The organism is Fulvivirga sp., from assembly GCF_040220315.1.
In the GTDB taxonomy this organism is placed as follows: domain Bacteria; phylum Bacteroidota; class Bacteroidia; order Cytophagales; family Cyclobacteriaceae; genus Fulvivirga.
The window spans coordinates 1-14,257 of sequence record NZ_JAVJUY010000380.1 but is presented as its reverse complement, the minus strand read 5'-3'; the positions used below and the strand labels follow the sequence as shown (position 1 = coordinate 14,257).

Genomic DNA, 14,257 nt, shown 5'->3' with positions numbered 1-14,257 from the left:
CCACCACTACCATTTGACATAGTGTAAGATAAATTAGTCTCAGCAGCCGTAATTAGCTGTGCTGTAGGTACTGACAAAGGGTTATTCGGATCATCATTGATATCCAAAAAATTCTCTTCACAACTAGTAAACACGATCAACGCGAAAACCAATGTATATATATTTGATTTAAATATTTTCTTCATGTCTTTCTAATTTTAAAAGGTAACGTTTAGACTCACACCATAACGCCTTGTTGAAGGTGCTGACGTAAATTCAAAACCCTGAAGATTAGTGTTTCCAAACTGGTTTACCTCTGGATCAAAATTTGAGGCCTCGGGGAAGTTTGGTGCATTGTACCATAAATTTCTTCCTGATAAAGAAATCTTTGCTGAACCAAACGGGGTCTTCTCTAACAATGACTTCGGTATAGTATAGCCAAGAGATACTTCTCTTAATCTGATTACCGTTGCATCAAACATTGCCCACTCATCTTGTCCATTTATGGCAAAAGTATTACCAAAATAAAGTGTGTTCACTTCCACCATCGTTTGATTCACAATCTTCTCGCCATTTTCATTGCGAATAGGTTCATTAGTGTTAGGATCTCCATATACTCCAGGGATAATTCTGTTAATCTCCCTGTCCTCTGTATCTTTGGTTACTCCTCTACCCAATAATCTTTCATTTGTAGCAGAATAAAGATCTCCTCCCTGTCTCCAATCAATTATCGCAGATAAGCTAAGCCCTTTCCAGCTAAATGTGTTGGTGAACCCTACGATGAAATCTGGGTTTGGATTGCCTAGAATCTCAGGAGTTAAAGAGGCAATCAATTGCCCATTTGATGGGTCTATTAATAAATTACCATCTTCATCTCTGGCGGCTGTACTTCCTCTAATTAATCCAAATTCCTCACCTGGTAAGTGTACAGACTGTACGGAACCTGTAAAAGTGTTTCCTAAAACCAACTCATCAGAGCCTGGACGTAAAGATTCAATCACGTTTTTATTATGCGTGAACGTTCCATAGATATCCCACTGGAAGCCATTACTTAATTTCAATGGAGTAGCGCTGACAGTAAGTTCAATACCCTTGTTACTCAACTCTCCTCCATTGGTTAGCAATGATATAAAACCTGTTTCATCAGGAATAGCTACCTGCACAATCTGATCAGTTGATCTTCTGTCATATACAGCCACATCTAAACCTAATCGGTTGTTAAAGAATTTCGTCTCTAATCCAAGCTCAATCTCTGAGGTTTGCTCAGGTTTCAAGTTAGGATCTCTGGCGATGTTAGAAAGCGTTGACCCTGAAGTTCCATTAAAAGGGAGAGCTGTTGCATTTGCTGGTGATAATCCGTTAGCATTTAGCAAGAATACAGGAACAATCTGATAGGGTCCTGTATCGTTACCTACCTGTGCATAACTAGCTCTGATTTTACCAAATGATAATACATTCGACTGTAGATTAAACGCATCAGTAAATATAAAAGAAGTACTTACTGCTGGGTAGAAGAAACTTCTGTTATCTTCTGGAAGCGTGGATGACCAGTCATTTCTGGCTGTAATGTTTAAGAAAGCAAAATCCTTATAACCAAACTGTAAATCCGTGTACGCACCAACGAGTCTTCTTTGTGAGTATATTCCACCTGATGGTACAACTGAATTCGTGTTATCAATATCATTAATAAAGAAATCAACATAACCAATACCAGTATATATCTGTGTTTCACCTGTTCGTTGATTAATATTATGACCTAAAATACCTCGGAAACTAAAATCTTCATTGATGTCTTTAGTCACAGTTAATAACAAGTTTGACTCAACTTCTTGAAAACGATCATACGCATTAGCAATCTGACCTGACCCTCCTGCTCCTCTTGAGCCCGGACGGAAGTAATCTATACTCTCCTGGTTATAACCATTCACACCTAGACGATAAGATAGATTAATCCAATCTAAGATGTCGTAGCCAACATTAAATGCCGCTACATAACGATCTGTTTGAGCTTCAATACCTGCATTCTGCACAGACCACAATGGGTTATCTGCCTGAGCAGCTCCCACCATAAACTGAGAACTATTGTTTAAAGGATTTTGGAATGGCTGGCCATGTAAATCCCAGTTTCTTCCTAAATACAATGTTCTGGCAAACGCAGAACCGTTTCCAATAGCATTTGCTGCTCCACCTTGGAATGACTTTTGAACAGAATTCGTATACTGTAAGTTTGCTCCTACGTTGAACTTGTTGTCTAGCTGAGTCTGACCTCCTAAACTAATGTTAGTTCTGTTAAACTCAGTATTTGGTACAATACCTTCTTGCTTCGTTCTTGAAATAACGAGCGTACTTACCGCTTTCTCATTTCCTCCAGAAATAGATATGGAGTTATCAAATACTCTTCCTGTCTGGAAAAAGTCTTTTACGTTATCTGGATAAGCCTGATAAGGAACGGTAGTTCCCCAAAACTCCTCAAAGCCTATTACTCCATCATACCAATGAGGTATAGTTGTTCTCGTTGCGTATGGTTTGGTGCCCACAAAAGGTTCTCCCCATGAACCGTTTACTTGTCCATAATTGAAATTAGTTCCTGTTCCATATGTATTTTGGTAGTCAGGTAGGTTGGCTACTTCTTCAATAGCAAAGTTAGAGCTTAATGAAATCTCTAATCCTTTTCTTCCTGCACCTGCACTACCTGATTTTGTGGTAATCACAATAACACCATTCGCTGCTCTTGCTCCATAAAGTGCTGCTGCTGCCGCTCCTTTTAGCACGTTCATAGACTCAATGTTGTTTGGGTCTAAATCCTGGAAACGGCTACCTGAAGCTCCTCCTCCAGTTAACTGATCGTTGTTAAATCCTGGACCAGCAGTATTTGTATTATTGTTATAAGGTATACCATCTACAACAAATAATGGCTGGTTGTTTCCTAATAGCGAAGAGTTACCTCTAATAGTAATTCTAGTAGCACTACCAGGAGCACTACTCGATCCTCCAATATTAACACCCGCTACTTTTCCTTGCATAGCACGTAGTGGATCTGGCTCAGAAACTCCCGATACTTTATCCCCTCCTACTCTTTCTACACCATAACCTAATGCTTTTGCTTCTCTTTGGATACCTACCGCTGTTACTACAACTTCTGAAAGCTGTTGAACATCCGGTGACATCTGAATATCAATTACTGATCGGTTACCAATAGCTACTTCTTCAGTCGCCAATCCTATAAATGAAAATACTAAAGTACCACCATCAGAAGGTACACTTAACTTAAAGTTACCATCAATGTCAGTAACGGTACCTGTGGTTGTACCTTTGAGTACAACGTTAACACCAGGTAGAGATGAACCATCCTCGATGGAGGTGATTTTTCCCGACACAGTGCGCTCTTGAGCCCACGAATCGCTGAATGCGAATGCGAACATCAACATAAATGCAAAAAGTAAATACTTCTTCATACTGTAATGTTTAGGTTAAAAATTAATTATGAATTGAGGCTACTTACCTCATTAATCTTCAAATATTGTGATTAAAAGAAAGGAATGAATCAATCAAAATGGTTGATACATTATTGAATTAATATTATTTTTAATAGGACTTATTATGTATATAATATTGAAAGGGGGAATGTGTCCAAGCAATTCATCCCCCAGTTTATTATGTTGTTGAGTAAACAAAAGAAATCCGCCACAATGATCTAGAATGGCTAAATCAACATTTCATTGGTAAAGTTTAAATATATTTCTTCTGTCTTGCGATGGTCAAAGCATCTGATTTATTTTGCGCATTCAGTTTCCAGTAAACATGATTAAGGTGTGTCTTAACTGTTGCTACACTAATTTTTAGATTTTTAGAGATTGACATGTATGTCATTCCAGATGCCAATTGTTCTAGCACCTCTTTTTCTCTAAAAGTCAATGGTGAATTGTGATCTTTATTCAAAGATTTGATCAATGCTTGAGCAACATTATCACCAATATGATATTTGCCTTGAAGTATTAACTCAATACTATTTAAAAATTCTCTTGGCCCACTACTTTTTGAAATAAAACCAGATACATCGAAAGAAAAAACTTCTTGAATAAAATCACCATCAATATGGTTAGTATTGATAACAATCTTAACCTTAGGCATAATCTTTCTAATTTTTTGAATCTCACTTGCAAAATTATCTGGATTAGGATCTATAATTATAAGATCCGGTTTATAGCGTTTTATTGAGCGAATTGCTTTACCTACATCTTCATATGTATCTAGTAAAAAGTATCTCGTTACTGATGATATTAAGAGATTATAGAGTTTGTTAAATTCTTGATCTGAATCTATTAGTAATATCTTGTATTTATCTAATTCAGAATTATTTCTCGCTCTTATTATTTTATTCAGATTAACTGCTGTGTCATTCATTATTGGCCTCCTTTCTATTTTTTTGTGAGACCTAAGTGTAAATGACTATCTGAGTAAGTAGGTTCTTCAACATGTATTTGAACCTTTTATGCTGGTAAATAAGACAAAAAATATAGCACGCTCTGAATTTTCAATCATAAGACAATGAGATTAGACTTTTATCTTATTGTTCAAGGATGTTAGCGATTAACAAGTTTTTAGAGAAGTACTCTGCTTAAGTTAAAATGAGAGTAGGTGATACTGGTGACTATACTAGAAATGATGGAAAATTTGGTTAGGTAATTATGGCATGAACAATTGAACAGCATCAAGTGTATTTCCTGTAACCATTAATTCATAAAGTCAAAATGAGATTTACCTCATTCTAACCGACAATCACATAACTAATGTATTTGATGGCTACTTAAATAACTGCGTAGCCAAATTTTACTTAGACGATTGGGTCAAATTATCATAACTGTCAAAGTTGATCAAAATAGATGAACATGTATCTTTCGCAACTATACTACTCAATGTTTAGTGCTACAATATCCGATATTCTAGTGTTTAACATAGTTTGATTTAATTTTTAAATTTTCCAATATTATTGTTTTGAATGTGATTTTCTTTACATTCTAATCATAATAAAAAAGGGAGTATTATACTCCCTTTCCATGCCTTAATACTATAGTAGAAAGACACTAAACTATATTTAACTCTAACCCATTGAAACAATTAAGAAAGTTCTTACTACTTAGTTAATCTTCAATAAGTCATAGGTGATTTTAGCCCTTGGAACATTAAGAAAGGTATTTAAATATATAATAGTACTTTTTAAGAAGTGGGTAATTCCAATTCAAATTACCAAACCACACCCTCAATCGAGGTAATCAATCAATGAGGTTATATTTACTTTATATATATTCATTAACCCATTATGGATTTGATTGTAACTATCCACTAATTCATCATAATCAGAATATTTTATTGACTGCTCATCACTGTTTAGCCTATCACTCGAAAAATATAAAACATTACCTCTTGGGTCAAAAATTGGGTCAGAGTCCATACTGACAGAATTAACCTTAGGTCCTAAGTTGATTCCAGCACCCCATTTACCATTCACTTGTCGCTTAAAAATGTATAGGTCATAGTGGCCATATCCACCTTCTCTTTGGCTTGTAAGAATTAAAAACTTACCATCTGGACTTATTTCAGGATCTGCATCACTATATAAAGTATTAAGTTCATCAACTAGTATTGGTACTGAATACTTCCCTTTATGTAATGTAGACATAAAAATATCTCCATTTTTTGACTCTGGTCTGGACCAGGATACGAAATGAATTGTACCTTCAGAATCCATTGTTGGGTACACTATTTCATATTTATCATTAATCCCACCTTCTAGAAGCCTTGGTTTAGACCATTCATTTTCAATCCTATCAACATACCAAATATTACTGTTCCCATAGGAAGGGTTTTGGGTTGGTCTTGTTGATGTAAAATATAGCCTATTTCCATCTTTAGAAAAATATGGATTAGTGTCTGGGTATTGCCCAGAAAAGGGAGCAACTTTCGGTTTAGACCAATACCCATCATTCCAATCACAATAGACTATGACAGTTCTTCTAAATCCAGTTATCCCTTTAACAAAAAACAATTGACTCCTATCTGGAGAAATCGAAGTGCCAAACTCAAAACCGCCAGTAGAAATTGTGCCAGGTTGAACAAGTTCCACTTTCAATTCATTAAGTACCGCTTTTAATTTTTCATTTTCTTGGGCGGATACTTCTCTTAATGAACCTGAACATATAAGAAAAAAAGAAATAATAATTAGCGTTCTCATCTTAAAATCGGTTAACTGGATTGTCTCAATAATCTATAACTATATACTGCCTTTAACAAGTCACAAATATTCGTAATTTCCGAGCACTAGAAGTTCGATTAACTGTTTCGAAACTCATATATCAACCTATACTGATAATTTAAATGTTGAATGTTAATGCTATATGAATTTGAAAAATTTAAAACTCATATTTAAAAAGAATCCAGGTTTCCATTTAATTGATATTACCGGTCTTTCTTTTGGCATATCATTATTCTTAGTACTGATAACATATTCAGCTTACGAATTAAGCTTCGATAAATATCATAAGAATTCTGATCGGATTTTTAGAATTCACAGAATGGCAACGATGGCCACACCACTTACGGCACACCCATATGCAGAAGCATTAAAATCAGAATATCCTGAAATTGAAAATGCCGTTCGGTTTCATTTTAGAAATGTAAATATTGTATCTCAAGCTAATGAAAGAACGGTTGAGAGAGTCTCTTTTGTTGATCCATCAATGTTTAAGGTTTTTTCTTGGAAGCTGCTTTATGGAGTAAAGGACAATTCTTTGAGAGACCCTAATCAAATTGTATTAACAATCGATGAAGCTAGAAAACAATTTGGTCGCAAGCCTTATGACGACATTATTAATTCATCGATTGAAATTGAAATTGATAATACTAGTATAATATGCGAAATAGTAGGGATCGTAGACAACATTCCTAAGAAGTCACATTTTTCAACTAAAATATTTGTTTCATATGAGACACTTAAGAACATATACAATGAGGATTATAACAATTGGTTTTTCAATAGCACATATACTTATGTTCTTCTTAATAAACATGAAAATAAAGAGCTAATTGAATCAAAACTTCCGAAGTTCTTATCAAAATATCTGGGAGATAAGATTCAAAACCAAAAAGGAAATAAAAATAATGTTTACAACCAATATAAGCTTTGGTTATTTCCGTTAGAGGACATTCATCTTCATTCAAATTTAGGTTATGAAATTCAACCTAATTCAGACTTTAATGTCCTAATTATATTGTGCTGTGCTGCTTTATTAGTTCTGTTAATAGCCTTATTCAATCATACCAACTTGAATATTTCATTATTTGAAACACGAAAAAAAGAACTAATAATTAAAAAAATATTAGGCGCTGACAAACAGAGACTATTTTTAGAAACCTCCTCTCTATCTGTATTTAAGATAATGCTAGCTATTTCAATTTCAATTGGAATAGTTGTATTCTTAGACAATACACTATATGAGTACTTTCAAATTTCAATCACAGAAGAATTAGCTGCTAATCATTATTTAATATTCATTTTAGCAGTCATATTCTCAACGGCTATTATTTTTTGTAGTGTCTACCCCACTTTAAAATTAAGTAGAATTAAAACTTCAGAGATATCAAAATTTGGTGCGAGTAGTAACAAATCGTCTAATTTAAAATATACTTTTCTAATAGCCCTACAGCTTATTACTTCAGTATTATTAATAGCATTTTTTATTACTATTAATCAACAATTAGATTACATGCAAAAAAAGAACCTTGGATTTGGCAAGTTACATAAGCTTGTGATTGAACATAATAATCCCGACTTAATTGATAAGAAAAACTTTATCAAATCAAAGCTAGTGAGTTTTAAAGGAGTTAATCAGGTATCATTCGCTTCTACTAGTCTATGTGACCCATATTACTCAAAACAAGGATTCTTTAATCCCAAAACTATGACAAGTGATGACTTCATTGGTACATATTTAATACCGATTGATGAAGACTTTATAAGTACCATGCAAATGACTCTTATCGCTGGAAACAATTTCATATCAAATGAGAGTGATTTGAAAAATAATGGCATTATATTGAATGAAACAGCAATTCGGCAATTCGGCTTTAAAACTCCTTCTGATGCACTTCGGGCTAATTTGAATCAAATAGTTGATTATCGAACTGGCGAATCAATAACTAAGGAAATAATCGGTGTAGTTAAGGATTTTCATTTTCAATCATTGCATGAAAGTATTAAACCTGCAATTTTAATATTTAACCCAAATTTATTCTCCAAAATAATAATAGATCTAGTTGCAACAGAATCATTAAAAGTAGAAGAAATAATATCTGAGATTAAGCAAATTTCATCACATACTAACTTAGATTATTATTTTATTGATCAGCAACTTGAAAGCATTTACAATTCAGAATATAATACACGGTTCGCGGTGTTCAACTTTAGTTTAGTTGGATCAATTCTGGCAATCTTTGGTGTTATTACTCTATCTATATTTACGTTAAATCAAAAACGAAAAGAGTTTAGCATAAGAAAAACATTGGGTGCTTCCAACCTTCAACTTTTTAATAGTTGTGCTTTATTCTTTTTAAAACCACTATTACTTACAATTCCCTTTTCTATGCTTATCATTCATCTTTTAATGAACAATTGGATGAATCAGTTTGAATACAAACCACAAGTTACTATGGCAATATTTTTAATTCCAATTGGAATAGTTGGAGTTTTAATTATTGTCGCAACATCAATCCAAACATTAAATGCAATTAAAAAGAATCCTATCGAATGGATAAGACAGCCCTGAAAAACCATTATAACTAAATTTTGAAAAGAAAAACAACTCATAAATAAGCTAGAGCGTAATTTATTCATTTTTGATCATTGACCTGCTTCATATACTTTGTATAGTCAGCATAATCTATGTGACTAACAATTTCATTATCACTGTTAAATTTTAAAATGGTTGTCATAGGAATATCGATTGAGATTAATCCTTCTTTGTTTGACCCAAAATACTTGGCCTTTATGTCACTTTTAAAGTTCAAATTAAGAATTGCCAGGTTACCAACGTAGGATTCTCTGATTATATCAATTTTAACTTTGACGAAGTCATCACCCATATTCTTTGTGAAATATTCTTTGATTTGATCTCTTCCTTTCATAGGATCGCCAGACATACCAAAAACAACAGTTGTCGGATCTTGAAACTCAGCATCTGTAGAAAATAAAGAGAACATTTTCTCAAAATCCCTATTTTCATAATGCTTTATGAAATTATGTGTAACGTCTTTAATCTGCTGTGACAAAACGGGTGAGATTGACAGACCTAATAATAACGTAAATAATATAATCTTTTTCATATCTGATATCAATTAATCGTTTGTTTTTTTAAATATTATCCCCTTCGGTAGCATCGGCTCAAAGGGCGCTGAAATATAATCGATTCTATTTTCTGTATTAAAATGAAATGTAATAGGGAAGTTTCTACCCGGGTATTTGACCATAAAATTTTCTTTAGATAGAGGTTGCAAATCAAAACCTGATGAACCGTTAAAGTTAATTTCAAAAGAGTCTTTCTCTCGAACAATAATTTCAATGGTTCCATAAGCTTTATTGACAAAAGATCCGGCATAAAGTGTTGGTTCAGAAAAAATTACCTGTTGCTTTTCTGTACCGTTCTTAGTGTTATTTGCAGTTTTGGTTGAAGGTCGTGAAAGTGAAGTCTTAATAATACCATCCCAATCTTTCTTATTTTCGTTTTCCAGCAAGTGGTCGAGTATATAATTTCTAATTATAGGTAATGCCCTACAGTTATCTTGATTTGAAATGATTGCTATTCCTATGCCATCATCAGGAATCATGCTTATCAATGAAGTAAAGCCCCTTATATTACCACCATGCAGCACAATTTTCTTATTAAGGTATTCTGAAATAAACCAACCAAATCCATATGAGAGAGGTTTTGATTGATTTTCTAACATCATAATAGAGTTCCATCCTTCAGGTACTGAAATTTGTTTTCTAATTGATTCTTGAAATAATTCTTCGTTAATGAGTTGCACACGCTTGCCTTCATCAAGAATAAATTCTAAGAATTTGGACAAATCATGAATTGAAGTAATTACACCACCTGCTGGTGCTATAGCCTGAATCAAATGATTGGGTACAGGGTTATCATTCATAAATCCTAATGAGTAAAGCTCTTTATTATCTATTTCATTAGATGAAGTATATGTGCTTGGCATATTTAATGGCACCAATACCTCATTCTTAAAAAATTCTTCCCATGTTTGATCAGTTATCTCACCACATAAATATCCGGCTAACATGTACATCATATTTTGATATTGAAAAGCTGATGAATATGGAATGTTAGGCTCTAAGTACCTCAACTTATTCACTAATTGTTCTCGCGTATCTGTTGTTGTAAACCAAAGTGCATCGTGCCCGGGAAGCCCTGTTTTATGAGATAAAATTGACCTGAGGTTTATTTTTCTTGAAGCAATAGAATCAAAAAGTTGAAAATTTGGAAGGTATTGCTGTATAGGGCTATCTAAACTCAATTTACCTTCAGTTACAAGCTTTAACACACCTAATACCATAAGTGGTTTAGTAGCAGATCCTATCATAAATAAAGTACTGTCACTAACTTTATTGTTAGATTTTTTGTCAGAGAAGCCAAATCCCTTTTTATATAAGATTTTCCCTTCTCTTACTATACAAACTGCCAAGCCTTTTATCTTCCAATCAGCCATCGTTTTGTACACTACAGAATCCAGATTACTGGTTAAGCCGTGTCCTTCAATTGAGTAACAATGAGTACTGATTGAAATGAGAAAGATTAATAAAATTTGATTCAAACGCATTTTTCATGTATTAATGAAAATAAGCTTGCATAAAAAACAATGCAAGCCTATTTCAAACCCAAGCCAATTTAATTATGAAATTGACATCACAAATGTGAGATATGTAAAGGCTAAAAAAGTTCTAAAAGAGCAAACAGAACTTAAACAAAAAACTGTGTAATACGGACGAATCAATTAGGGCTTTTCAGCACATCAATAAATAATACTGATTGTTGATTCATTTGGTTCTATAGTCTATTCAAGTACCAGAATTGCACAAAATAATATATTCTTTGCTGACTTTATAATTGTAATTTTATGGAGCGTCTGAATCACTTATCAGAGTCTAGTTTAGAGAATTACCAGAACCTGACTCAATCCGAATTTTACTTTTTTCATGCAGTTCTTATAATTGGTTTTTTGGTTACAATGTTTTGTATTCACAGAATTTATTTGGTACGTAACTCCTCAAAACTTAAGAAGCAGCATAAAAAAACTCTAGCCGAAGAAATAATTTGGTTATACTTTACACTATCCAATATTAATGTAATTGTTATTGGACTAGCAGTAATAACGTGTCAAGCTTTTGATATGAGTTATTTTGATTCTGTGAAATTAAATATGATAGGTATAGTAATAGTGTTACTACAGGTATCTGTGGCCTTTATCTTTATTTGCTTTCTTTTTTTACCTATTGTATTTAAATACAAACTATTTAATAAGATCAGCCGAATTCATTTCTATTTTTTTTGTTCGGCATATACACCTACGTGTATAAGTTTTTATGTCTTTGGGATCCTTTAAGTTAATGTAGCTAATCTATTCTAATTGATTCAATAGGATTACTTCTGGCTGCCTTTATCGATTGATAGCTGACCACTAAAATAGTAATTACTGATACCAAAACTGCGGGAATAATAAAATGGAGATAGCTAATATGGATATGATAACTGAATTGAGTTAACCACTCTTTCATAACTAAATAGACAATAGGCGAAACAAGCAGAATAGACATTAAACATTGAAAAACAATAGTTCTGTAAAATCTAAAAAGAATGTTCAAGGTGGTTGCCCCTAGCACTTTTCGAATACCAATTTCTCTTTGCTTTTGCCTCAAATTGTAAGATAAAATACCAAAAGTTCCCAAACAGCATATTATTACTGCTATTGCTGCCAGATAATCGATTATTTGAGCCAAGTTGGCTTCTGCTGAATAAGTCGCATCTAGCGTGTCATCCAAAAAATTATATTCAAAAACCTTCTCTGGAAATAATTGATTCCAATGGCTTTTTAAATGTTCAATTGTTCCTGGGATTTCTTCTGAGCTAATTTTTACCGAGATTAACTGAAACCCTTGAGGCCTCATTTCCATAATTACACCATCTAGCTCATTTTCTAAGGAGGAGAAATAAAAATCTTTCATTACACCAATTACATTTCCTATTTTACCCTCCAAATTTATTTGCTTGCCTAATGCATCCTCAGGAGATTTCCAGTTATAATTATTGACAGCTGTCTCATTAATAATAAATGAACCAGATATATCAGAAGGATGGTCATCAATGAAATTTCTACCTGCTACTAATTTGATATTGTATGTGTCGATAAAGTCATTATCAATAGAATAAACTGCACCGAACATGTTGTCCTCTCGAGTAAAGCCATCAGGAATAATTCCTCTATATATGGTGCCCATGCCCGGAGCTCCGCTTGACAAACTTGTAGTTATAACTTTTGGGTTCTTAGATATTTCATTTTGAAACCTTTCTATCTTTTGATAAAAATCTGCCCCGTTTCCACCAAATAAGTTATGAGTATTTTGGCTAAACATAGGAATATTAAGAATTGCATCTTTTTCAAACCCAAGTGGCATATTTCTTAAGTATCGAGTTTGGTTGTTAATAACATAGGCTCCGGAAATCAGCCCAACTGATATCATAAATTGGAATATCAATAAGGCGTTTTTAAATACTAGATTAGATTTTGATTTGGTAGAACTTAGTCCCTTTAATGAAGGTATTAATCTAAACCTGGAAATAACGAACGATGGATAACCACCAGCTAGCAACCCCGTTATAATGACTATAAATAAATAACCGATTGTGGTGTCTGCTTCTATCAGGTGATAGAAGGTCAAGGACTTTTGAGTAAGTGAATTAACTACATCAAGGAGAAAAAAGTAACTTATTACATAGGATAAGAGCCATGAAACTATGCATATCATCAATGATTCGATAAGAAACTGGAATGCTAAACTCTTTTTATCTGCTCCGAATACCTTCCTCAAACCAATTTCCTTTATTCTTTTGAAAGATTGAGCAGTAGTTAGGTTTATAAAATTTACAATTGCCATTAGTAAGGTAAGTATAGCAATACCTATAAAGGCATAATTAAACTCCAAACTTGATGTTGGTTCGACTTGGGCAATTAATTCTGATTTTAAATGAATATCTTTAACTGGCTCCAAAACAAACTCTTGACCAACTTGAAAAACACCAGTTATTTTTTCTTCAGTGAATTGAAGCATTCGTTTGTTAAAAGACTCAACAGTTGCTCCTGGCTTAAGTAAGACATATGTATAAGAATGACTTATTATAAAATTAATTGCTAGGCGCTCTCTCATGCGCTGAGATCGTGCCTCCGGTTCAATCATAAACATAGTTTCATATGGCAAAAGTATGTTAAAGTGTATGTGTGAATTATCTGGAAAGTCATTAAATACCCCAGCAACCATAAAGTCATACTCTCCTTCAAGATTGATTGTTTTACCTATTGGATTTTCATTACCAAAATATCTCTCAGCTACTTGTTGATTTATGTAGATAGATTTGTTGTCAGTTAAAAATCCCGACTTACTACCAGCTAGTAATTCAAAATTAAAAATCTTCCTAATTGAAGAATCAGCGAAAAATACTCTTGTCTCTTCAAACCCTTTTTCTTCATCTTCAGCATCAACAATTCTTGTGCTAACATTTCTACCATACAGTCTGCCTGATAATTCTACCTCAGGAAAATATTCAACAAGTAGAGGTGATATAGGAGGTGGCGTTTGAGCTAATTTGAAATCATTGGGTCCATTATATTGTAATCTAAAAAGTCTGTTTGAGTTAGGATGAAAGCTATCATAACTAAACTCATCAACGACAAAACAGATAGTAAGCAAGCTTATAGATAAGCCCATCGTTAGTCCGATGAGATTAATTAATAAGTAGCCCTTTGATTTATTGAAGGTTCTAAGCGCAACAAGTAAGTAGTTCTTTATCATTCTGCAAACTACCTTAGGTTCATAATCTCCTAAGTTTCAATATTAATTATAGAACCTTTTCACAGGTTTATGAACAATTTGACTTGTTATCTAAATAAAAAAAAGACTAGTAAACGAAGTACTAGTCTTTTCCAACTCAAAAACCCATGC

At 33.3% G+C, this 14,257-nt stretch carries 7 protein-coding genes and 1 pseudogene; 1 reads left to right on the top strand and 7 read right to left on the bottom strand.

Annotation, left to right across the window (positions count from 1 at the left end; genetic code table 11):
- The 4 genes and pseudogenes from RLO81_RS19625 to RLO81_RS19610 form a co-directional block, all read right to left on the bottom strand.
- Positions 1-185 (bottom strand): annotated as a pseudogene (locus RLO81_RS19625) (SusD/RagB family nutrient-binding outer membrane lipoprotein); the annotation flags it as partial.
- 12 nt (positions 186-197) lie between these two features.
- Positions 198-3,434, bottom strand: coding sequence for a SusC/RagA family TonB-linked outer membrane protein (locus RLO81_RS19620; protein ID WP_350115900.1), 3,237 nt, complete (start codon positions 3,432-3,434; stop codon positions 198-200).
- Positions 3,435-3,708: 274 nt separating this feature from the next.
- Positions 3,709-4,383, bottom strand: a complete 675-nt coding sequence (locus tag RLO81_RS19615; RefSeq protein ID WP_350115897.1) for a LuxR C-terminal-related transcriptional regulator — start codon at positions 4,381-4,383, stop codon at positions 3,709-3,711.
- 856 nt (positions 4,384-5,239) lie between these two features.
- On the bottom strand, positions 5,240-6,211 hold the full coding sequence (locus RLO81_RS19610) for a TolB-like translocation protein (protein ID WP_350115894.1): 972 nt from the start codon (positions 6,209-6,211) through the stop codon (positions 5,240-5,242).
- 169 nt (positions 6,212-6,380) lie between these two features.
- On the opposite strand from RLO81_RS19610, the gene RLO81_RS19605 reads away from it, so the two are divergent.
- Positions 6,381-8,801: an ABC transporter permease gene (locus RLO81_RS19605; protein ID WP_350115891.1), complete on the top strand. Its 2,421-nt coding sequence runs from the start codon at positions 6,381-6,383 to the stop codon at positions 8,799-8,801.
- A gap of 64 nt (positions 8,802-8,865) precedes the next feature.
- On the opposite strand, the gene RLO81_RS19600 is transcribed toward RLO81_RS19605, so the two are convergent.
- From RLO81_RS19600 to RLO81_RS19590, 3 genes are all read right to left on the bottom strand, one after another.
- Positions 8,866-9,357, bottom strand: a complete 492-nt coding sequence (locus tag RLO81_RS19600) for a nuclear transport factor 2 family protein (RefSeq protein ID WP_350115888.1) — start codon at positions 9,355-9,357, stop codon at positions 8,866-8,868.
- 12 nt (positions 9,358-9,369) lie between these two features.
- Positions 9,370-10,863, bottom strand: a complete 1,494-nt coding sequence (locus RLO81_RS19595) for a serine hydrolase domain-containing protein (RefSeq protein ID WP_350115885.1) — start codon at positions 10,861-10,863, stop codon at positions 9,370-9,372.
- 793 nt (positions 10,864-11,656) lie between these two features.
- The gene (locus RLO81_RS19590; protein WP_350115882.1) at positions 11,657-14,107 is read right to left on the bottom strand and encodes an ABC transporter permease; all 2,451 of its coding nucleotides are present in this window, start codon (positions 14,105-14,107) and stop codon (positions 11,657-11,659) included.
- Between the last annotated feature and the right edge of the window lie 150 nt (positions 14,108-14,257).